Raw genomic sequence first — 21,688 nt, 5'->3', positions numbered from 1 at the left:
ATCATGACAGAACAAGAGAAGGACCTGCTGATACAGCTTTTGACCAAGTTTACATCATTGACGCCAGAGGAACGGGCCAACGATAAGTCGCTTATGAAGGCCAAAGCTGATGTGGAGAAGACCATTGGAGCTGATCTGATGGATGCCAAAATAGATGATGCTGATGACGGTTTCCCGACGGTACTGACAATTCAGCAGATGGCTCAATTCCTCCAAATAGGTGTTACCAAGGCGTATGAAATGAGTCATTGGCTGGGATTTCCGGCGGTGCACATAGGCCGGCAAGTGCGAGTGCCAAAGAAGGCGCTGCTGGAATGGCTAGAGCAAAAGCACCAAGAACAATCGGATGAGGTGCAGTTGCAAGTCATGGGCAGGAAAAGGAGGTGAGAAATGATGATATACAAACATGAGACATATGAGGACGAAAGGCTTAAAACCGAGGAACACATGGCGACAATACTCTCAAGGATGATGGAGATGCAAAGGCAAATACGAGCAGCTAAGGATGCTGAGGTCGAATTACAAAAATGCCGGAAGCAGTTGGAGGAACTTGCTGGTGAATATGTCGGCGGTTATGACCTCTATGTTGTGAAAGAAGGGCTGAAAAAATGAGGCGCTTGTTTAAAAAATACTGGTTATATATTGTAGCACTAGGCATTGGGCTAGTCCTTATGCCATTTGCGATACACAGCGCATACGAAGCGCGAGGATACTTTGCCATTGGCGGAGAATGGCTTGTATTACCACTAGCGTTACTGGTTACAGGCTTAATAGATAGTGTAAAAACGACATTGCAGGAAATAAAAAAAGACGCTTAGAAAGCGCCATTACAAAAAAATATTACGGATTAATTATAGCATGTTTAACAAATTGAGTAAAGGAGTAATGAAAATGAGCGATGAAATTCAAGAAGTATCGGTAGTAACAGTAGACATTATGCCTCGGAATATCGGAGCTGAGATCGCTAAGGCTGTCCAGATGCGCGATGCGCTGGATATGCTATTTGAGCAGTTGTTAGAGCCAAAGGTCGATTATGACCGTATCCCAGGCACTGACAAACCGACGCTCTTAAAGCCGGGCGCTGAGATATTATGCCGAGTGTTCAAATTGGCCCAGGGCAAAGCTGATATATTGGATCGCAACGAGGATTTCGAGAAAGGTATATTCAGCTATGTGGTAGGTATGCCGCTCATACATATCGAAAGCGGAGCACAAGTTGCATATGGTATTGGATCGGCCAACAGTTATGAGCGGAAATATCGGTACCGCAAAGACTCAAAAGGCAATACGGTCGAAAATGCAGATCCGGCTGATCTACAAAATACACTCATTAAAATGGCCAATAAGAGAGCTTTTATAGATGCAGTATTAAAGGCCACAGCGGCGAGCAGAAAGTTTACACAGGATATGGAGGATCTAACAGGGGGCATCGAGACCGCGAGCAGCAAGCAAGTAGATTTAATAAAGAAGCTATTCGGTAAGGTCACGGAAGATGATATGCTAACCGAAATATCCCAGATATGCGGCCGCGAGATAACGGATCTGAAAGATGTATTGCGCAGTGAGGCATCTCTCGTAATAGATGCTAAAAAACCAAAACCAGCAGCTGCCACGGCTAAAAATGATGGCTCCGGCCATGCATGCTCAGAATGCGGAGCTACAATAACGGCAGCGGAGGACCGATACAGCAATTCCACATTCGGCAAGCCATTATGCCGGGCATGTCAGGCTAAAGCTAAAGCCGCGGCCAGTTAACAAGTGAATTCATCTGGAACAGAGAGTAGAGGCGGTTTCGGCCGCCTCTATAAAGAGTTTGGAGCAGAAGGTGGGATATAAATGCCAAAAGGAGACCGGGAAATTTTAAAAGCAGATATAGAAGATGGCTATACACCGCTTGCCAATTTGATACTCGAAGCTTTGGCCATGGCGAGGATAAGCGGGGTTCAAAAAGGAATATGCATGTTCTTATTCCGGCGAACTTATGGCTGGGGGATAAAAGAAGATAGCATTTCCTTGAAAGAGTTCGCAGAAGCTGTTGATACATCTCCTTCCTATGTTTCAAAACAGCTGAAGCAGCTTATTGAATGGAGCATAATTATTCGTACCAGCTATGAGCCCGGCAAAGTGCCCACCTACACTTTTAATACAAGGGTTGAACAATGGTATAAGGGTTGTATAAATGTGCAAGGGTTGAACGAAAAGACAAAGCAAGGGTTGTACAAATGTGCAAGGGTACCCTTGTCTATTTGTACAAGGGTTGACAACCCTCAAAGCCTTGATACGACTGACGTTGAGGGGTGCCTAAATAAATATATAAATAAATATATTATATCTACTAACGTAGATGGTGAGCAAGCTCACCAAAATGATGATACAAAGGCCAAAGGGGAACCAACCGCTAGGGCTAAAGCACGAGGGCCTAAATATTCGGACGAGGATAAAGCTATTGCATGTTACCTCAAAGATAAGCTTGTGGCCAATGGCGTTACGGTTTTCCCTAAGGATTGGCTGCTTAAAAACTACTCTACCGCGCACCGGTTGCTGAATATGGCGAGCAGCGGCGAGATAAAGGATTGCATAGACTGGCTTTTCAGCGATAGATATTGGCATGACAAGATAGACAGCCTGCTTGTTGTAGAAAGGCAACTCGCCAAGTATCAAATGCAGGTCAAGAAAGCGAGGGCTGGACCAAATGAGGCCTCGGCTGGCAATGTGTATGATAATCTTTTTTAAGCTTAGGAGGCAAAACCAATGAATGACGAGTTAACAGAGTACATTCGCAGAAGCATAGCTCAAAACGAGAAGAATGTTCAGGAAATGCTCAAAAAAGAGAAACAGTCCAAAGCGATGAAACTGCTGAATAAAAGCGGATTGGGCAGCAGATTTGCAAAGCGGACGTTTGAAACTTTCGATACCGCCAATCTGAGTCCAGAGGCGTTGAATGCTTATAAAATAGCATATGAATTCGCCACTAGGTTTCCAAATGTTGAGAAAGGATTGCTTTTCACTGGCCCGGTGGGAACCGGGAAAACCCACCTTGCGGCTGCCATAGCTAATGAGCTTATTAGCAAGCTTTATTCGGTCATATTCGGCAATGTGATAGACATATTGACGCTTGTAAAGAGCACTTACAGAAGGGACTCAGAACTGACAGAAGCTGAAATGATAAGGACCTTCACGGATAACGTGGATATTTTAGTTATCGATGATTTGGGGAAAGAAAATGCAACGGAAAACTCCACAACTGTGATATACCAGATCATCAACCGGTTATACGAGAATGAGAGGCCGATCATAGTGACGACGAACTTTTCATCAGCAGTTCTCCGCAAAAAATTGGGCGAGAAGGGAGATGCTATAGTCTCAAGATTGGCCGAGATGTGCGAGTTCGTTAAGGTATCAGGAGAGGATTGGAGGTTAAAAAGATGGGCCCAGTGACTTTTGATGTTGAGATATTAAAAGATGATCGGCCAGACCAGCCGGATGAGAAAAATGTTGAGCTGCCCGCCTGCTGGATATGCAACGATACCGGAATGGTGATGTATCGTAAAAAGACAGATATGGGTGAATACGAGTATATAGCACATTGCATATGCCCAGCTGGTACGAAATATAGCTATGACGGCCAGCAATGCAAGGTGAAATCCAGTTATTATATTCCATGGGTAGCTGAAGTGGCTGATCCGGAAATGATAGCCAAAGATAATATTGTGGATTTCTACGAGCGGCACAAAAACGATGAGCATGTGGTGAAAGCGTTGGAGGCGCGAGGGATAAAGTTTAAAAAAGGAGCGGAGAAGTGATGAACGATAAAAGATTTAACTGTAGTGAGGATATTGCTGATTATATAGATCGACTGAAGTTGGACCATGACCGGTTGCTGCTCAAATGTGCGCAGCTGCTGTTGGAATCGCAGGAGAAAGATAGAATCATCAAGCAGCTGATGGGTATATGCGATAGCTGGCATAACGAAGTGGAAGCATGTGTGAAAGGAGAGGTTGGTAATGACTCAAGAAGAAATCGCGGTTTCTAGAAGTCAAAGGAATTATAACGGTGTTATAAATGCTATTAAACCTGGATTAACGGTACGATATAGGCCAGCATGGTTTGGAAAGGCACATGTGCCATGGTACGAAGGTAAGGTGGTACAGGTATATGAGCACATTTTTCGTGTCAAAGCCAAGCATACGTATGAATGTTTCACATATGCCGATGTGATGCTCGGTGATGTGAAAGTGATAAAGTTGTGAGCAAAAGACAGGAGAGCGAGAAAGATGAGATACCATATCATAATTCCGGGTAGGCCGGTCCCAAAAGGCCGACCACGGCTAGGAAAAAACGGCAATGTGTATACGCCGCGAAAAACTCGTGAATATGAAACATTCGTCGGCTGGAAAACGAGGGAAGTCATAAAAGAGCCGCTAGTTGGCGACGTGGCCATGGATATAAAGGTATATATAAAAAGCCAATGCGGAGATTTGGACAATTTAGAAAAGGCGATTTTAGACGGCATGAATGGAATCGCTTATAAAGATGACAAGCAAGTGACCGTATTAGCGATACGACGATTAAGGGATAAAAGCGAAAGAGTCGAGATTGAGCTTTGGGAGGTAGCAGAGTGACGATATATGAATACGTTAGCTATACACAGCCGGATATCATAGAGAAGTTTAAGCGGCTTAATTTATTAGATATACCGATAGAAGTGCATATTACTTTTAAACAAGCAATCTTACTGATGCGGCACGATAAATGGAAACGTGTGAATCGACGTGTACACCAAGTATATCCGGGAATGGTGGTATAAATGATTTCAAACAAAATGGTTGACTGGATACTTTACAATTTACCATTACTAAAGACGCTAATTGATGATATTGAGCCGAGTATGTCGGCATCAGTAGTGCTGGTTCCTGTACAAAAAAACAGCCACTATGATAGTGCTGTTGAAAAAATAGCTATAAAGAAGGCCACACTATCATTCGTTGTTGATGCGGTAAAAGAAGGAATAAGAACATTGCACCCAGAGCAGCGGAAAATATACCGCATGAAATATAGAGCTGGCATGTCATACAAGCAGATTGAGTGTAGGCTTTATATGAGCAATAAAACGGTTGAACGCAGGGTGAAAGAGATCAGAAATGAGATAAGAGGCCGACTGGAGGCTTTGCCACCATCTTATCTTAAAGAATTCACGCATTTTTTTGATCAAGTATTGTGACGGATTTTTGACGAGTTGCTAAACTCTGTAGAGCGCACTACAACTGCATTTGAAGGTTTAGCGCTTTCAATTATATTGTCGTATTTTTGGCGGGTTTTGGATATGATTTTTTGACGGGTTTGTAGTATAATTAATCTAAGGATAATTATATACTAAGCTTTTAAATTTACTTATTTATTACCTTATATAATACCTGAGCATTGTATAAGGTATAAGTGAGCATTGACGAAAAGCCAAACGAAGAAGAATCTCAAGTTCAGTCCCACGAGGGTCATGGTGAATCTCTCATATTAGTAATAGAAATTTATTAATGAAAGGAAAAGATTTGGATATGTCTACTCAACAAATAGCATTGAATATATTTTCCATAATATTATCTGGAGTATTGGCAACATTGATTAATCTCTGGTATCAAAAAAGACAGCAAATCCTAAAAGCAAAAATTGGCTTAATAGAAATTATTTTTGGCTATAGATATCAATTGGGGAATTGGTATAATGGGCCTAAAGAAGAATTAATGCGAGCATTAAATAAAATACCAATAGTATTTGCTAATAGCAAAGATGTAATTAACGCTTATAATGAATTATATCAAGTTGCATGTACTTCACCGATGAATAATGAAAATTTGAAAGATAATGCATTAATAAAATTACTAAAAGAGATGTGTAGAAATGTAAAAATCGGAACCAAGTGGGATGACAGCTATTATAAAAATATATTGACATTAAGATAGTTTAGAGTTACTGAAGAGCCGTGAGGCTCTTTTTTATTGCATTGAAGTGGGTGATATTATGCCTAATAGGTTAAAGACCGCATGCGCTTATTTCGGTTGTCCAGAGCTGTGTGAGCCAGGCCAACGATATTGTGATAAGCATAAGCGCCAGTATGAAAGTGTATATAATAAAATCCGTGGCAGTGCAGCAAGCCGCGGCTATAATAAGCGATGGCAAAAGATACGTGCAATGGTATTGGCTGATGAGCCATTATGCAGAGAATGTGCTAAGCATGGGATTGTTAAGGCTGCTACTGATGTTCATCATATTGATGGCAATGTGGCAAATATGGATAGGAGCAATCTTGAGCCATTGTGCCATGAATGTCATAGCAGAAAGACTGCAGCCGAAAATGGACGATGGGGATAGGGGGTATAAATCTCTAGATAGCTAAGCCGGGAGACCGGCAGCACGGTCACGAAAAAGATTTCGCAAAATTCGATTTAAAGGGGATGGTCATATGGCAAGAAGAGGCAGGCCGCCAAAACCAACAAATTTAAAGATACTGGAAGGCAATCCGGGGAAACGGCCACTTCCATCAGATGAGCCTAAACCAACACCACTCACACCTGATTGCCCAACATGGTTAAACAAGGATGCAAAGAAGTTATGGAAGCAGCTGATACCAGAATTAGAACAATTAGGACTGATGACCGTTATAGATGGGCAGGCATTTGCGGCGCTTTGCCAGTCTTATGGGATATGGGTGGAGTGTGAAAGATTCCTAAAGAAGAATGGCAGGACCTACGAATACACAAATAAGGGTGGAGCAGTCAACATTGTCGAGCGGCCAGAGGTTAAGATTGGAAATAGGGCCTTGCTCAACTTCAGGTCCTTATGTTCTGAGTTCGGTTTAACGCCTGCCGCTAGAACGAGAATTGAGGTTAAAGCGTTTAGCGAAGATAGCGATCCGATGGAGCAATTATTGAAAGGGTGAACTGTATGTGTACGATAAGACGGAGGCAGATAGAGCAATTACATTTATTGAAAATCTAAAACATACTAAGGGCAAATGGCATGGCGTATACTTTAAGTTGTTACCTTGGCAAGAACAGATTATAAGAGATGTATTCGGGACAGTGAAACCCAATGGTTACAGGCAGTATAACACGGCATATGTTGAGATCCCTAAAAAGAATGGAAAAAGTGAGCTTGCAGCGGCTGTGGCATTATATTTAACGTGTGGTGATAATGAATGGGGCGCTGAAGTTTATGGGTGCGCTGCAGACAGGCAACAAGCAGCAATAGTCTTTGATGTTGCCGTAGACATGGTGGATCAGTGCCCGGCACTCAAGAAGCGCATCAAATTGGTGTTATCTCAAAAAAGAATGATATATATGCCAACAAACAGTTTCTACCAGGTCCTATCAGCCGAAGCATATACCAAACACGGCTTGAATGTGCATGGCGTTGTTTTTGATGAACTTCACGCACAACCCAACAGAGAGCTATACGATGTCATGACCAAAGGCAGCGGTGATGCTAGAACGCAACCGCTGTTTTTTTAATTACCACAGCCGGAGATGATCCGGATCGCACAAGCATCGGATGGGAGGTCCATGAAAAAGCGCGCAAGATATTAGATGGCCTCATAGATGATCCGACATGGTATCCTGTCATTTACGGCATAGATGAAAATGCAGATCCGGGTGATGAAGCAAATTGGTATAAAGCAAATCCAAGCCTTGATATAACAATAGACATTGACAAAGTAAGAGCTGCATGGCAGAGTGCAAAAGATAATCCGGCTGAAGAGCGCTTGTTTAGACAGTTGAGACTGAACCAGTGGGTAAAATACAAAACAACGAAATGGCTGACATTGGAACAATGGGACCAATGCGGAGGCTTGGTTGTGCCGGAGAAGCTGAGAGGCAGGCCATGCTATGGAGGCTTGGATTTGTCAAGTAAGTTGGATATTACAGCATTTGTGCTTGTGTTTCCGCCTATAGATAGCGATCCAAAGACTTATGCGCTCCCTTACTTCTGGATACCGGAAGATAACATGAAAGAGCGCATACGCAAAGATAGCGTTCCATATGATAAATGGCTTAAAGAGGGCCTGATTAAGGTAACACCTGGCAATGTGATAGATTATGATTTTATAAAAAAGACCATTTTGCAGCTAAAAGATATATACGACATACAAGAGATAGGATTCGACCCTTGGAACGCCATGCAAGTGGCTCTTGATTTGACAGATGCCGGATTAACTATGGTAGAGGTCAGACAGGGGGCTAAAACAATGTCGCCGGCAATGAAGGAATTGGAGACATTAGTTGTGAGCCGCAGATTGGTGCATGGTGCTAATCCTGTTTTGCGTTGGATGTTTGGCAATATAGAAGTTAAATACGATGAGAACGAAAATATACGCCCGGTAAAGAGCAAAAGCGCTGACAGAATAGATGGCATAGTGGCATTAATCAACGCTTTAGCAAGGACAATGGTACACGATAAACCGCAGCATTCAGTATATGAGGACAGGGGCATAATAACCCTTTAAAAAAAGCAGGTGATAAAAACGAGGATAGGGCCTATAAATATAACATTTAACAAGCGTTCAATTAGTACAAATACTTTTAGTGATTGGCTTATGAATGGTAACAGAGCTGCGTCTGGCGTAACCGTGAATGAGAACACAGCTTTGACATCAACTGCGGTGTTTTCAGCTGTGGACATTTTAAGCAGGACATTGGCATCGCTTCCTCTCCCTGTATACAGGCGCCTGCAGGGTGGCGGAAAAGAGAAGGCAATAGATCACCCTCTTTATCCTGTGCTGCATGACTTGGCCAATCCGGAGATGACGAGCTTTGAGTTCAGACAAGCGTTAATGGGGCATCTTTGCTTGTGGGGCAATGCATACGCTGAAATAGAACGCAACAATGCAGGACAAGTGATCGCATTGTGGCCGCTTAGGCCAGACAGAATGACCGTCAAACGTGATAATCAAGGGCTTCTCTACATCTACCAGCTTCCAAGTGGAGGGCAAGCTGGGCTTAGAGCACCTAATATTATGCATATAAGAGGCCTCTCATCAGACGGAATAATAGGTTATTCACCTATAAAAATGGCCAAAGAGGCCATTGGTTTGGCTTTGGCGACTGAAGAGTTTGGCGCGCGGTTTTTTGGCAATGGCAGCAATCCTGGCGGTGTCCTCCAACACCCAGGGAAACTAAGCGAGGGCGCGGCGGAAAGATTAAAAAAATCATGGGAAGATATGCATCAAGGGCTTTCGCAATCGCACAGAGTGGCAATACTTGAAGAGGGCATGACATGGCAGCAGGTGGGGATACCGCCTGAAGATGCCCAATTTCTTGAGACGAGGAAATTTCAAGTTTCAGAGATAGCAAGGATATTTCATGTGCCGCCGCATATGCTGGGCGATCTGGAACGTGCCACGTTTTCCAATATAGAGGAACAATCCATAGAGTTTGTGGTCCATACTATGAGACCCTGGTTGGTCTGCTGGGAACAGACGATGAAGAGGGACCTATTTACACCGGCAGAGGGACAAATATACTTTGCTGAGTTCCTTGTGGATGGACTTTTAAGAGGCGATATTCAGAGCCGCTATCAGGCCTATGCTATAGGGCGCCAGAATGGCTGGCTTTCAGCTGATGATATACGCGAGCTTGAGAATATGAACCCGCTGCCTGATAGCCAAGGGAAAGTCTACTTAATCCCGCTTAATATGGTACCTGCAGATACGGTTACTCAACAATCGCAACAGACACAAAGCCAGGAACAAGTTGAAGGGCGAAGCGTTACTTGGCAAAGCGAAAATGAGATAAATCCTCTATATGCTGTGAGAGCTGCCAATATAAGAAAGAGTATATCTAACAGCTATAAGAGAATATTTGCCGATGCAGCTTTGCGCTGTATTAAGCGCGAAGAAGCAGACATAATGAGGCAAGCCAGGAAGGCATTTGGCAGTAGAAACGATGCCTTGTTTGATAGTTGGCTTTCAGACTTCTATGATGGACATAAACAGTTTATAACCGATGTGATGACACCTGTATTTGTATCATATGGGGAAGCTACTCAGGCGGCGGCTGCGGAAGAAGTAGGCGGCAAAGTGGGAGTTTCAAGCGATTTGCGTAAGTTTATCGATGATTATACTGCAGTCTACGTTCTGCGCCATGTTGGCAAATCTATAGCAGGAATAAGAAAGGCGCTTGAAGACGCAATATCTGCTGGGCAAGACCGAACGGAAGCGCTCCAAAATGTTTTTGATGATTGGAGAGCCAATAGGCCGCAGTTAATAGCACAAGAGGAAGCTGTAAGGGCTGGAAATGCATTTACTCTTGAAACGTACAAAGAAAACGGCGTAACAAAAGTGAGGTGGGTAAATACTGGCGATACATGTCCATACTGTCGCAAATTGAACGGCAAAGTTGTCGGCATAAATAAGCCTTATATCGCTAAAGGTGAGGTTTTTGAAGCAGAAGATGAAGAAGTAAATGGTAATTTAACTGGAGAACAAAGAACAAAAAAGAAGAGACCACCTTTAACACTAGGCCATGACGTTAAGCATCCTCCCGCTCATGAGGGCTGCGATTGCTACATCACGGCCGAAAGAGAAAACATTGCAAACAATACTGCCAATAGTATAATTAATAAAGAAAAAGTTTATAATGTTGAGCAGAAGTTAAAATCTTATTCATTAAACATGAGTCATCCATCGGGTAAAAATAAAGCAATAGCTTTTGAAAGGGCTTTGGGATATAATATAAGTAATTATCAGACCCTTATAGAGCAAATTTATCAAGGGATAGATCAGTACCCGGCTGTTTATAAGGGAACTGATCAATATGGGGATAAATATGAGATTGTAATGGATATCACAGGGAATAACGGGAAAACCGCAAAAGTAAAGACCGCTTGGAGAATAGAAAATGATGGTAAAATAAGGATGGTGAGCGCTTATGTTGATAAAACAAAAAATCAAACAGTTTGATATCGTAAGATTAATAGACGGGAGAGAAGGCACGGTTTTGGAAATTTATGATTTCTCAAATCGGCCAAGAGGTTATGATATAGAATTATCTGAGCAGGAAGGCGAAATAGTTACAGTGACAGACGAACAAATAGATGAAGTTATTTGGGAGAAGCCTTAAAAACAATCGAAATTGGAACCATCTACTTTTTAAGTAGGTGGTTTTATTTTGCCCAAAATAAAGGAGATGATTTTATGCCAGCAATACCGGTACATCATACCGATGTAAGTACGAAGAGCTGGGACGGTCCTGCGAATGAAGCGAGGCTAAAGCTTAATCAGGACTATGCTTTTTATAGAAAAGCATATGCGTGGAGGGACCCGGAGGGGGATGAATCAAATAAAAGCACATATAAATTCATTCATCATGAAGTTGATAGTGACGGAAATCCAGGGCCCGCAAACACGAGGGCATGTTCGGCGGGGATCGCCATTCTAAACGGTGGGCGTGGTGGAACGGATATTCCAGATAGTGATTATCAAGGCGTATGGGAGCATTTGGCCGCACATCTGCGGGATGCCGATATGGAACCTCCTGAACTAAAAAGGTTAATAGACCCTATGATAGAGCGCAGAGCATTCAGTCTCGATAACATTGCTATTGAAGATATCGAAAATCCAAAAATAATAGGATACGCTGCAGTGTTTGACAGTTTGAGCGAGGATTTGGGAGGCTTCAGAGAACTAATCCGGTATGGAGCCTTCGCGGACAGCTTAAAAACGAGCGATATAAGAGCTCTCTGGAATCATAATCCGGATTACGTTCTTGGCCGCAACCGTTCAGGTACACTGAAGCTTACTGAAGATGAAAAGGGCTTGCGCATCGAAATAGATCCGCCCAATACACAATGGGCTAAAGACCTTATGGAGGTTATGAAACGTGGTGATGTGAATCAGATGTCATTTGGGTTTAGGACTATAGAAGATAGATGGAGCAGTCAAAACGGCAATACGCTAAGAGAGTTGCTCAAGGTCGAACTTTATGATGTCAGTCCGGTTACATTTCCTGCGTATCCTCAAACCGAGGTTGGTGTGAGGACGGCGCAGGATGTATATAAATTATACCTGGCTTCCATTCAGGCGAATGGGGAGACTTGGAGAAATCAGGCGAGAGTATCCATATTGAAGAGAAAACTTGAACTTATTGAAAAGGAGATATAATTCTATGGATAAAATATTGGAGATTAGGCAAAAAAGAGCCGCTTTGGTCAAACAGGCAAGAGAGATTTTGGATGCGGCCGAAGCTGAGAAAAGAGATTTAACAGGTGAAGAAGAACAAAAATACGAGGCCATTATGGCAGATGTCGATAAAATAGCAAAAGATATTGAAAGAGAAGAGAGGATGTCGGCAATAGAGGCTGAGCTTAATAAATCGGCCGGCACTATTGCTGGTGGTAAAGGCACTCCTGGCGATGTGGGCGAGCAAAGGACCGGACGCGCCAGCGATGAATACAGGAAAGCCTTCTGGAACTCGATAAGGCATGGCAGGAATGCGCTGTATCCCGAAGAGCTTAGGGCTTTGCAGATTGGAACTGACAGTGAAGGCGGATATCTTGTACCTGATGAGTTTGAGAGAACATTGATTCAGGCGCTTGAGAGCCAAAACATCATGAGGACCTTGGCCACTGTAATAACCACAGCCGGCGACAGAATGATTCCGGTAGTCGCGTCTCATGGCAGCGCTGCTTGGATATCAGAAGAAGGTGCTTTTAACGAGTCGGATGAGAGCTTCGACAGGGTTGTGCTTGGGGCTTATAAGGTTGGTACGCTTATAAAAGTTTCCGAAGAGTTGCTAAATGATTCGGCTTTTAATCTGGAGCAGTATATTACAAATGAATTTGCCAGGCGCATAGGCCGTGCTGAGGAAGCTGCATTTGTAAACGGTGACGGATCTGGTAAACCTACAGGTGTGATAGGGAGCGCGTCTCTTGGCATTACCGCTGCTGCCGGCAATGCAATAACTTCTGACGAAGTGATTGATCTATTTCATTCGCTCAGCAGGCCATACAGGGACAGGGCAACCTGGCTTATGGCTGACAGCACGGTAAAAGCAATCCGCAAACTTAAAAATTCAGTTTCCGGAGATTATATCTGGCAGCCTGGTTTGGTTGCTGGGCAACCGGATAGGATACTCGGCAGGCCGGTTGCAATAAGCGATGATGTACCTGCAATAGCTTTAGGCGCTAAGGTAATTGCATTCGGTGATATGAGCTACTATTGGATAGCCGATAGGCAAGGAACGGTACTGCAAAGATTAAATGAGCTCTATGCGGTAAATGGACAGGTCGGTTTTAGAGGATTCAGAAGAGTTGACGGTAAATTGACATTAGCCGAAGCTGTAAAAGTATTGCAGATGAAAGCGTCTTAATAATAAGAGGGAGTTAATCCTCCCTCCCATGTTATGGAGGTGGTGTTTTGAAGAAGGTTAAGATAGTTGTTTCTCTTGCGGGGTTAGATTTTAGCTATGGCATCGGGGAAATAGTGGAATTGCCAGATAAGCAGGCTGATGATTGGGTTAAAGCAGGTTTAGCCGTATATATCAAAATGCTAGATGTTGAAAAAGCTGTAATAGATGCGCCTGAAACACGAAAGAGGCGATAATCATGGGTATAAAGCTCGTATCAGAACCTTCTGAGGAACCGGTGACACTTGAAGAGGCAAAAAAACATTTGAGGGTAGACATATCCGACGACGATAGCTTAATAACATCGCTAATAATGGCTGCAAGGGAGCATGCCGAAGCCATAACAAGACGTGCTCTAATCACGCAAACGTGGGAATTAAGCCTTGATATATGGCCGTATGGCAGTGAAATAATTATTCCTTTGCCTCCATTGCAAAAAGTAGACAGTATAAAATACACGGACTCGGCTGGTGTAGAACATATGCTGGATCTAAATATATGCATAATTGATACAAAAGAAGAACCAGGGCGGATTGTGCTTAAAAATGAATATAGCTGGCCATCGGAAACATTGCAAGCTGCCGATGCTGTGCATATTAGGTTCACTGCCGGTTATGGCAATGCAGGAAATGTGCCACAGACCATAAAACAAGCTATATTATTGATGATCGGCTGGTGGTATGAGCAAAGAGAAACCGCAATCATAGGTAGTGTTGCAAGAGAGGTCCCGATGGCGGCAGAAGCCCTGCTGTGGCCATATAGAGTTTTGAGGTGGTTATAATGCGTGCTGGAGAATTAAGACATAGAATAACTATTCAGGAAGCCATTTCTGCTCAAGACAAAGCAGGCCAACCGATTGAAGCCTGGCAAGATGTCGTTACAGTATGGGCCAAAATTGAGGACCTGAACGGACGCGAGTATTTAGCCGCAAAGCAGGTGCCGGCGAACGAAGTTACAACACGCATTACCATAAGATGGCGGGATGGCATTAAGCCTACTATGAGGATTATAACTGAACAGCGCATATTTGATATTCAGAGCATAATTGATCCTGATGGGCGAAAACAGCAGCTTGAGCTTATGTGTAAAGAGGTGATCTGATGGCCGATGTTAAAGCCGAGATTATAGGTAAAAAAGAACTATTGGCCAAATTAAATGCAATAGATGCGGAAATAGCAACGGTAACGCTTGAGCAGGCCGCAGAAGCCGGGGCTAAAGTGATAGAGGACGCTGCAGCTCAAAAAGCGCCAAGAAGAACCGGTAAGTTGGCCGGGTCCATGACACACGAAGTAAAGAATAAGGGCAAGGCAGGCATAGAAGTGGTTATTGGCCCGGATAAAGAGGCTTTTTATGGCTTGTTTAATGAGTTCGGCACATCTAAAATGTCGCCTCAACCGTTTCTGAGGCCTGCTATGGATGAGACGAGCGGCAAGGTGAAAAGCGTTATAGCAGCTAAGCTTAAAACTGCTCTAAAGTAGGTGGTGATACGGTGATAGAAACTGAAATATATGCTTATTTGAGTAGCAATAACGCTATTACAGCTTTAGTCGGCAATCGCATTTACCCGCTTATATTACCAAAAAATTATACATTGCCTGCTATAACATATACAAAAATAAGTGGACCAAGAGTGAATGCAAAGGATGGCCAAACGGGGCTTGCTAATCCTCGTTTTCAATTTTCGTGCTGGGCTAAGACCTATCTGGAGGCTAAAAGAGTAGCGGATGCGGTAAGAATTGCGATGAATACGTTCCCTAATGGTACAACTTATATGCAAGATGAGCAGGATTTTTATGAGCCTGATACTGGGTTATACCACGTGCCGGTGGATTTTACAATATGGCACAATGAAAATATTTAGAAAGGGTGATTTAAGATGGCGTTAGATGGTGCAAAAGTATTGGTAATGGTGAATACTGGGACAGATGTATCGCCTACATGGACGGCAGTGGGCGAACAAACAGAATTAAGCGCAGAAAGTACAGTAAACCTGATCGAGGTTACCTCAAAAGATGACGGCCATACCAAATGGCTGTATGGTGTATCCGATGACACTGTGACTCTTTCGTCTATGTATGTGCCGGATGATACGGCAATGGAGGCGTTGCGTACAGCTAAGAAAAACAAGGCCATGGTAGTTATTCGCAGGACTTTAGACGGAACGGCTGTTGAAGAAGCTGAGGCCCTGATAGAGTCCATTTCCGACACGTGGCCGAATAATGATGCTTCTACAACAGAGGTATCATTCCAGCTTAATGAGGAATGGCACGAAGTAACTCCGTGATGATGAGGTGATATAATGGCAGAATTAAATATTGATGGAGAAAATATAGAGATTAAATATAACAACTATGCATTCCGCAGGATGGAGAAGACCTTGGGAGTACCACTCCCAAAACTAGGATCGCAAATGGCGAACAACGAGGTTGGAATAAATGAGATAACCGTGATGTTATGGGGTGGGCTTCTGCATAAAAACAGGGATGCCACTATAGACGACGCAGACGAAATAATAGATGCAGTGGGCTATAATAAAGTGGCCGAGGCAGTAAATGAAGCAATGGCAGAGTATTTCCCAAAGGCTGAGGGAGATAGCCAACAAAAAAACGCGTAGGGGGAGAATCTCAAGAGTGGGATTGGGATTCTCTCCTTTTTTCTGCTATGAAAGTCGGCTTGAAACCTGACGAATTTTGGGAAATGAATATGCGTGAGGTTGATTATGCTGTACGTGCCTATCAATGGCGCTATGACAAAGAGGCTGAGCTCTTGGCTCATTTCACAGCTTGTATTATGAATATGTGGGCCAAAAGGCGGATCAGAGGCAGAGATTTGTATCGCCCTGCTAATAATGCGCCTGGCAAAGTGATAGATTTAGAGAAGAAACGAAGAGAATTTGAGGAAGCAGTAAGATCTATTGGGCCTGATGCTATACCAGTAAAACGAGGAGGTGGTAAGGTAAATGGCTGAAGTGGGCAATCTGCAAGTAAGGCTCAGCCTTAAGATGGATGAGTTCACAAAGGGCATGCAAGATGTTGCCAAACAGATGGATGAAACAGAAAAGAAATTCAGCGGCTTTCAAAAAGTAGGTCAAAAGTTAACTGATGTTGGCAAAAGCATGACTATGGGTATAACTTTGCCGATAGGGCTTGCTGCGGGAGCATCTATAAAGGCCGCCGCTGACTTTGAAACAATGGGCAATACGTTCAAAGCTGTATCCGGGGCAACGAGTGAGCAATTCCAGCAGATGAGCGAACTTGCTAAACAGTTAGGCAACGACATAACGCTCCCAGGCACATCAGCAACAGATGCCGCAGCGGCCATGACGGAATTAGTGAAGGCTGGCGTAAGCATAGACGATACATTCAAAGCCGCCAAAGCAACGCTTCAACTTTCTGCCGCAGCGCAAATCGACAATGCCGAGGCGGCGACGATTGTTGGCCAGGCGCTTAATTCATTCAATCTGAGCGGCGATCAAGCGAGCACGGTTGCTGATCTCCTCGCTAATAGCGCCAATGCTTCAGCGGGTGAGATAACTGATATGGCATATGCGCTCCAAGCTGGTGGTAGTGTGGCAAGCATGGCTGGGCAAAGCATACAAGACTTTACGACAGCGATCAGCCTTATGGCCAATGCGGGCATAACGGGTTCTGATGCCGGCACAAGCTTGAAAAGCATGTTAATGGCATTGATGTCTCCGACAGATGCGGCAGCAAAAACAATGCAGCAATTGGGCATAAATATATACGATGCGAGTGGTAAGATGCTCCCGTTACCGCGGATAGTTGAGCAATTTTCTACTAAATTAAGTGGCATGACAGAGCAACAGCGGAATGCAGCGCTGGCGACTATCTTTGGATCCGACGCTGTCAGGGCGGCAAACACGGTATTGATGGCTGGAAGTGATCAGTGGGACCAGATGAGCGATGCTGTTAATAAAGCAGGTGGCGCGCAAGAGGTTGCAGGTGCGAAGATGCAGGGCACAAACGGTGCCATTGAGTCTCTTAAATCAACGCTTGAGACTTTAGCCATTACCATCGGTGAAAACCTGCTTCCGGCTATAACGCCGCTCATTGAAAAGCTGACCGATCTCGTTAACTGGTTCGGCAACCTGCCTCCTGGCGTGCAACAAACCATAATCGCTATAGCAGGAATCGCAGCAGCAATATGTCCTGTTATTTTAGTGGCCGGGCAGTTGATGACGGCATTCTCAAGTCTTTCTGGTTTAATGCCAATTTTAAGCGCTGCTTTTGGCCTTCTTACTGGTCCTGTGGGCATTGTTATTGCAGTGATTGCAGCTGCTATAGCTATTGGTGTGTTGTTGTATAAAAATTGGGACGAGATATCAGCATGGTTGGGTAAAGTCTGGAACGGTATAAAAGAGGTTGCCACAACTGTGTGGAACGCTATAAAAGATTTCTTCTCGAATACATGGAACGGCATTAAGTCCATTGCCTCGACTGTCTGGGAAGGAATAAAGACGGTTATATTGACGCCTATCAATGCGCTTAAGAATTTACTTTCAACTGTTTGGAACGCTATCAAAAACACTGCCTCTAATTTATGGAACGGGTTAAAGAATACAGCGTCAACGGTGTGGGAAGGCATAAAGAATGTGATTATGACGCCGATTAACTCAATCAAGGATTTACTGTCTGGCGTATGGAACGGTATAACATCAACAGCAAGCGAGGCTTGGAATGGCCTTAGGAAAGCAGCATCGGATATATTCGGCAAAGTCAAGGACGCCATACTTTCGCCATTTAGGAACTTGCACATACCGCTTCCACACTTTTCGTTTTCTATAAAACACACCAAAATAGCGGGTATCAATGTACCGTACCCGGATGTGGACGTGAACTGGTATAAAGAAGGTGCTATTTTTACATCGCCATCTATTATCGGTGTAGGGGAGGCCGGAGCCGAAGCCGTTGTACCATTGGATCAATTAACCGGGATAGTCAGAGACGCATTGAAGCAAGTTGGCGGAGTAACAAATCATCAGAACGCGCCGCTTCTATATATCGAGAATATGTCAGTGCGCAATGACCAAGATATAGATAAGCTTTCACAAGCCATATATAACCAGAACATGAGGGTTATGCGGGCGATGGGGAGGAAAAGCATATGACAGGCTTTAAGATAGACGGCAAAAGCTGCGCGGACTTCGGTATCTATTTATTAGATAGAACTATCCGTTCTTTACCTAATTTACGTGAAAACGAGATAACTGTACCGGGGAAACATGGAATATATGATGCTGGTACTGAGCTGGGGGCAAACACCATAACGCTTGACTTAAGGGTCTTCGAAATAGACGTATCGACAGTATATTCAAAAATACGAGCATTTGCTAATTACATCGGTCCACTAAATGGGTACCGTGAACTGACATTCGATGATGAACCGAACCTGGTACGCTATGTCAAAGCCTCAGAGGGTGCAGAAATAGACGTGTTATACAGTAGTCCCAAAAAGACAGGGCAGTTCTCTGTAACATTCAAGATGGCAGATCCATTTGTATATAAAACCGACTGGCATATAGAAGAATGGGATGCACCATATGGCGGTAGCACTACTATTGTAAACAACGGCGGCATAGAGTGTCCGGTTATCCTAAAGATATATGCACCAGCAAACACCATAGCCACACAGCCGGCTACAGGCCTTGGAACGACGAACTCCGGGACTACTGGCAGCGCATCGGTTACAGGGGTGACGATAAGCATAAACGGTCGGACCGTCAAGTACAAAGGCGAAATAGAAGAGGGCGATGAGGTCATCATAGACACAGGCAATTTTACGGTTACTATGAACGGCCAGAATGCAATGCAGTACTGGGAAGGAGAATTCCCGCAATTGCGGGCCGGGGAGAACGAAGTGGCTGAGACAGATGATAGCGGTGTGGGCGCAAAGGTCATATTCCAATTCAGAGAGAGGTGGTTATAATGGCGGGTTTTAAGACGCGCAGGGATTCGAGCACAAACAACGTGCCTGTAGTCGGTTATCAGGACAGCGCTGATGCACAAGACATAATACTGTGGGGAGTCGTTCGGGTAACCGAAACAGGAAATACAGATGCAAACGGCATTTTTACCACCAATAGGAAGCCTATTATAGATATAACCCATGATTGGGTCGTAGATGGGGGAGGTATACATAGAGAACGGTTAATAGACGGGGCAGATATAACCGCTAAGGATAGCTCAAACAACCCGTTATATCCGGGCCAAGCTGATGGCAAAGCTGGTACAATACCGTTATACATGGATGCGGGGCATACCACATCAGCGGCCAATTTAACAGGCATCCAAGTTACGTTTTATACACTCGCGCCTATTGCTATTGATACAGATGGCAAGATGAAGGTCAGCTTGGAAGGAGAGGCTGAAGTAACCGATGCGCCATTGTTAAAGGTGTATGTAAAGGACTTTACTGGCCGGCATCCTGTATGCAGCAATCCGAATAGCGATACTATCATTCCGCCATATCAGGATGCTCCAGATGACTCTAAGTATGCGCCACTGGCGGTAAGTGCATTCAACTTATTCTATGATGGTAGTCGATGGCAAAGGAAAAGAGAACCCGTCAAGATTGTGAAGAAAGATATCAGCACGACTGCGTCCGCCACGACACCGTTTTGGACGCCAGCCAGCGGGAAAAAAGTCAGGTTAATGAAGCTCATTATAAGCAATCATAAGACAGAGCCAGCCAGAATATGGATTCGTGATGGAACAACAGGAGTAACTGCAGATATGACTATACCAGCCCAAGACACGAAAGAACTAGATTTCGGGCAAGGGATCTTATCAGCGGCGGCAGATAACGCATTTGGTTTAGCCTGTAATTCAGGAGTGGATATAGGTATTACAGCGATAGGGATTGAGGAATGATGCAGAGCTATCCTATAGTTGTCGATAGCAGCGGTGAACCGGTCGCTGTTCTAGAAAAAGTATTCGACGCCACCATAACCGATCAGCTCATTACGGATACAAACGGGCAAGAAACGCTGGAGTTCAGCATACCTGCAGAGGATTCGAAGCGGCAGTATATTGATAACGAGACGCATATCCGATGTATGGGCCGAGAGTTTGTGATAAGGATTATAGAAGATATACGGGGTCAGGATGGCGAGCTCATTACAAAAGTAACGGCCGAGGGATTGTGGTACGACCTGGGCGATCCGGAACCGCTAAATGACCTGGTTTTCAGGGATACAGGGCCGCGGCCTGTTATGGAAGCTATATTGTCTGGCACAGGCTGGGTTGTTGGAATAGTAGAGATCACAACGCCCAGATACTTTTCCATCACAGAGCCAACATCGCCGCTAGAAACGTTGCGCCAAATACCGCTCGTATACGGTGGCGAGCTTCAGTTCGATAGCATAAACAGGAAAGTTAACCTATTGCAGCAAGTGGGCCGTGATAGTGGTATATTGTTTGCCCACAAAAAGAACATTTCGGAAGCAAGGCGGATAATAGATACGCGTGGGATTATTACGCGTATATATCCTTATGGCGCAAATGGTTTGACTATAGCAGCTGTAAATGATGGCAAGGAATATATAGAGGATTATAGCTGGTATGATGCGGTTGGTAAGCCGCATAAATTGCGCGCGGCAACGGTAAATGATGAACGGTTCACCAATCCCAATCACCTGAAACAATGGGCAGAGCAACAACTGGCCAAGCTATCATGGCCAGCTATTACGTACGAGGTCAAAGTAGCACTGCTTGGAGAAGAAATACCGGCCTTGGGGGATGTCGTGATTGTTTATGACAAAGAAATCGGTTTACGGCAGAAAATGCGGGTAGCCCAGCGCTCAATAAACGTATTAGAACCATATAACTCATCGGTTCAACTGGATGCGGCGCTCAAAACCCTATCTGACCAGATGGTGTATACTGGTGGCACGGGTACGGCAACGGTCACCGATGCGGTTCAGCAGGCGATGGAAGACGTTGTTATGTTCAACTTGTTGTTCAATAGCCGGGCCGATGATGGTTTTAACTACTGGATAAACCAGGGCTGGACGGTCGATAACACGGCAGGCATATCAGGAAAAGCGGCATTTGTGGCAGAAGGGCAGCTAGGTGTTGAAAAATCGATGTCTCAAACAGTTTCTGTTGCCAATCGTGAAGCATATACATTGTCAGCCCAGGTAGAGCTGGATAATGTGCAAATGGGGAGTAATGGCCGCATAGGATTTGAGGTAACTGTTGAATACGAAGATGGCACCAGCGAAACCCAGTTCATAGCAATAGGGTGATATCATGCAGAAGTTTGCTAAAACATTC

Annotated in this window: 31 protein-coding genes and 1 pseudogene; all 32 read left to right on the top strand. The window is 44.2% G+C overall.

The window, feature by feature from the left end; all coding sequences use genetic code 11:
• Positions 1 to 3: 3 nt before the first annotated feature.
• The 32 genes and pseudogenes from MAHAU_RS15485 (at position 4) to MAHAU_RS14355 (ending at position 21,660) form a co-directional block, all read left to right on the top strand.
• Complete coding sequence (locus MAHAU_RS15485) at positions 4 to 387, top strand: helix-turn-helix domain-containing protein (protein WP_013782462.1); 384 nt, start codon at positions 4 to 6, stop codon at positions 385 to 387.
• A gap of 3 nt (positions 388 to 390) precedes the next feature.
• Positions 391 to 612, top strand: a complete 222-nt coding sequence (locus MAHAU_RS14505) for a hypothetical protein (RefSeq protein WP_013782461.1) — start codon at positions 391 to 393, stop codon at positions 610 to 612.
• Positions 609 to 818 carry a hypothetical protein gene (locus tag MAHAU_RS14500; protein ID WP_013782460.1) on the top strand — a complete coding sequence of 70 codons (210 nt, stop codon included), beginning with the start codon at positions 609 to 611 and terminating at the stop codon, positions 816 to 818. The genes MAHAU_RS14505 and MAHAU_RS14500 overlap by 4 nt, the downstream gene beginning before the upstream one ends.
• Positions 819 to 891: 73 nt before the next feature.
• Positions 892 to 1,755: a hypothetical protein gene (locus tag MAHAU_RS15235; protein WP_013782459.1), complete on the top strand. Its 864-nt coding sequence runs from the start codon at positions 892 to 894 to the stop codon at positions 1,753 to 1,755.
• 81 nt (positions 1,756 to 1,836) lie between these two features.
• Positions 1,837 to 2,733: a replication protein gene (locus MAHAU_RS14490; protein ID WP_013782458.1), complete on the top strand. Its 897-nt coding sequence runs from the start codon at positions 1,837 to 1,839 to the stop codon at positions 2,731 to 2,733.
• An 18-nt stretch (positions 2,734 to 2,751) separates the two neighbouring features.
• Complete coding sequence (locus MAHAU_RS14485) at positions 2,752 to 3,438, top strand: ATP-binding protein (RefSeq protein WP_013782457.1); 687 nt, start codon at positions 2,752 to 2,754, stop codon at positions 3,436 to 3,438.
• A complete protein-coding gene (locus tag MAHAU_RS14480; RefSeq protein ID WP_013782456.1) occupies positions 3,426 to 3,803 on the top strand; it encodes a hypothetical protein in 378 nt (125 codons plus the stop codon). Before MAHAU_RS14485 ends, MAHAU_RS14480 begins: the two co-directional genes overlap by 13 nt.
• Entirely contained in the window at positions 3,803 to 4,033 is a 231-nt protein-coding gene (locus MAHAU_RS14475; protein ID WP_013782455.1) for a hypothetical protein, read from the top strand. Before MAHAU_RS14480 ends, MAHAU_RS14475 begins: the two co-directional genes overlap by 1 nt.
• Entirely contained in the window at positions 4,005 to 4,250 is a 246-nt protein-coding gene (locus MAHAU_RS14470) for a hypothetical protein (protein WP_013782454.1), read from the top strand. The genes MAHAU_RS14475 and MAHAU_RS14470 overlap by 29 nt, the downstream gene beginning before the upstream one ends.
• Before the next feature lie 24 nt (positions 4,251 to 4,274).
• Positions 4,275 to 4,622, top strand: a complete 348-nt coding sequence (locus MAHAU_RS14465) for a RusA family crossover junction endodeoxyribonuclease (protein WP_013782453.1) — start codon at positions 4,275 to 4,277, stop codon at positions 4,620 to 4,622.
• On the top strand, positions 4,619 to 4,807 hold the full coding sequence (locus MAHAU_RS14460) for a hypothetical protein (protein WP_013782452.1): 189 nt from the start codon (positions 4,619 to 4,621) through the stop codon (positions 4,805 to 4,807). Before MAHAU_RS14465 ends, MAHAU_RS14460 begins: the two co-directional genes overlap by 4 nt.
• The gene (locus MAHAU_RS14455; protein ID WP_013782451.1) at positions 4,808 to 5,221 is read left to right on the top strand and encodes a sigma factor-like helix-turn-helix DNA-binding protein; all 414 of its coding nucleotides are present in this window, start codon (positions 4,808 to 4,810) and stop codon (positions 5,219 to 5,221) included.
• 310 nt (positions 5,222 to 5,531) lie between these two features.
• On the top strand, positions 5,532 to 5,957 hold the full coding sequence (locus MAHAU_RS14450) for a DUF6680 family protein (protein ID WP_041644187.1): 426 nt from the start codon (positions 5,532 to 5,534) through the stop codon (positions 5,955 to 5,957).
• 58 nt (positions 5,958 to 6,015) lie between these two features.
• On the top strand, positions 6,016 to 6,366 hold the full coding sequence (locus MAHAU_RS14445) for an HNH endonuclease (RefSeq protein ID WP_013782449.1): 351 nt from the start codon (positions 6,016 to 6,018) through the stop codon (positions 6,364 to 6,366).
• Between the two features lie 91 nt (positions 6,367 to 6,457).
• Positions 6,458 to 6,934: a phage terminase small subunit P27 family gene (locus MAHAU_RS14440; RefSeq protein ID WP_013782448.1), complete on the top strand. Its 477-nt coding sequence runs from the start codon at positions 6,458 to 6,460 to the stop codon at positions 6,932 to 6,934.
• Between the two features lie 7 nt (positions 6,935 to 6,941).
• A pseudogene (locus MAHAU_RS16265) lies at positions 6,942 to 8,497 on the top strand (terminase large subunit).
• Between the two features lie 90 nt (positions 8,498 to 8,587).
• Entirely contained in the window at positions 8,588 to 10,951 is a 2,364-nt protein-coding gene (locus MAHAU_RS15480) for a phage portal protein (protein ID WP_171804992.1), read from the top strand.
• Complete coding sequence (locus MAHAU_RS14425; RefSeq protein WP_013782446.1) at positions 10,920 to 11,111, top strand: SH3 domain-containing protein; 192 nt, start codon at positions 10,920 to 10,922, stop codon at positions 11,109 to 11,111. The genes MAHAU_RS15480 and MAHAU_RS14425 overlap by 32 nt, the downstream gene beginning before the upstream one ends.
• A gap of 74 nt (positions 11,112 to 11,185) precedes the next feature.
• Positions 11,186 to 12,151: an HK97 family phage prohead protease gene (locus tag MAHAU_RS14420; RefSeq protein WP_013782445.1), complete on the top strand. Its 966-nt coding sequence runs from the start codon at positions 11,186 to 11,188 to the stop codon at positions 12,149 to 12,151.
• A 4-nt stretch (positions 12,152 to 12,155) separates the two neighbouring features.
• Positions 12,156 to 13,358, top strand: coding sequence for a phage major capsid protein (locus tag MAHAU_RS14415; protein WP_013782444.1), 1,203 nt, complete (start codon positions 12,156 to 12,158; stop codon positions 13,356 to 13,358).
• 47 nt (positions 13,359 to 13,405) lie between these two features.
• Entirely contained in the window at positions 13,406 to 13,591 is a 186-nt protein-coding gene (locus tag MAHAU_RS14410; RefSeq protein ID WP_013782443.1) for a hypothetical protein, read from the top strand.
• A gap of 2 nt (positions 13,592 to 13,593) precedes the next feature.
• Positions 13,594 to 14,175, top strand: coding sequence for a head-tail connector protein (locus MAHAU_RS14405; RefSeq protein ID WP_013782442.1), 582 nt, complete (start codon positions 13,594 to 13,596; stop codon positions 14,173 to 14,175).
• Entirely contained in the window at positions 14,175 to 14,495 is a 321-nt protein-coding gene (locus MAHAU_RS14400; protein ID WP_013782441.1) for a phage head closure protein, read from the top strand. The genes MAHAU_RS14405 and MAHAU_RS14400 overlap by 1 nt, the downstream gene beginning before the upstream one ends.
• Complete coding sequence (locus tag MAHAU_RS14395; RefSeq protein WP_013782440.1) at positions 14,495 to 14,872, top strand: HK97-gp10 family putative phage morphogenesis protein; 378 nt, start codon at positions 14,495 to 14,497, stop codon at positions 14,870 to 14,872. Before MAHAU_RS14400 ends, MAHAU_RS14395 begins: the two co-directional genes overlap by 1 nt.
• A gap of 11 nt (positions 14,873 to 14,883) precedes the next feature.
• Positions 14,884 to 15,255 carry a DUF3168 domain-containing protein gene (locus MAHAU_RS15230; protein ID WP_013782439.1) on the top strand — a complete coding sequence of 124 codons (372 nt, stop codon included), beginning with the start codon at positions 14,884 to 14,886 and terminating at the stop codon, positions 15,253 to 15,255.
• A gap of 15 nt (positions 15,256 to 15,270) precedes the next feature.
• Complete coding sequence (locus MAHAU_RS14385; protein WP_013782438.1) at positions 15,271 to 15,678, top strand: phage tail tube protein; 408 nt, start codon at positions 15,271 to 15,273, stop codon at positions 15,676 to 15,678.
• Between the two features lie 15 nt (positions 15,679 to 15,693).
• The gene (locus MAHAU_RS14380; protein WP_013782437.1) at positions 15,694 to 16,008 is read left to right on the top strand and encodes a hypothetical protein; all 315 of its coding nucleotides are present in this window, start codon (positions 15,694 to 15,696) and stop codon (positions 16,006 to 16,008) included.
• 89 nt (positions 16,009 to 16,097) lie between these two features.
• Positions 16,098 to 16,361 (top strand): hypothetical protein, encoded by a 264-nt coding sequence (locus MAHAU_RS14375; RefSeq protein ID WP_171804991.1) that lies wholly within the window; start codon positions 16,098 to 16,100, stop codon positions 16,359 to 16,361.
• Positions 16,354 to 18,522 carry a phage tail tape measure protein gene (locus MAHAU_RS14370; RefSeq protein ID WP_013782435.1) on the top strand — a complete coding sequence of 723 codons (2,169 nt, stop codon included), beginning with the start codon at positions 16,354 to 16,356 and terminating at the stop codon, positions 18,520 to 18,522. Before MAHAU_RS14375 ends, MAHAU_RS14370 begins: the two co-directional genes overlap by 8 nt.
• Complete coding sequence (locus tag MAHAU_RS14365; RefSeq protein WP_013782434.1) at positions 18,519 to 19,340, top strand: phage tail domain-containing protein; 822 nt, start codon at positions 18,519 to 18,521, stop codon at positions 19,338 to 19,340. Before MAHAU_RS14370 ends, MAHAU_RS14365 begins: the two co-directional genes overlap by 4 nt.
• Positions 19,340 to 20,284, top strand: a complete 945-nt coding sequence (locus MAHAU_RS14360; protein WP_013782433.1) for a hypothetical protein — start codon at positions 19,340 to 19,342, stop codon at positions 20,282 to 20,284. Before MAHAU_RS14365 ends, MAHAU_RS14360 begins: the two co-directional genes overlap by 1 nt.
• Positions 20,281 to 21,660, top strand: coding sequence for a phage tail protein (locus MAHAU_RS14355; RefSeq protein ID WP_049783377.1), 1,380 nt, complete (start codon positions 20,281 to 20,283; stop codon positions 21,658 to 21,660). Before MAHAU_RS14360 ends, MAHAU_RS14355 begins: the two co-directional genes overlap by 4 nt.
• Positions 21,661 to 21,688 lie beyond the last annotated feature (28 nt).

The organism is Mahella australiensis 50-1 BON, assembly GCF_000213255.1.
GTDB classification, from domain to species: domain Bacteria; phylum Bacillota; class Clostridia; order Mahellales; family Mahellaceae; genus Mahella; species Mahella australiensis.
Note: the sequence above shows the minus strand (reverse complement) of the source record. Positions and strands in the feature narration are given on the sequence as shown.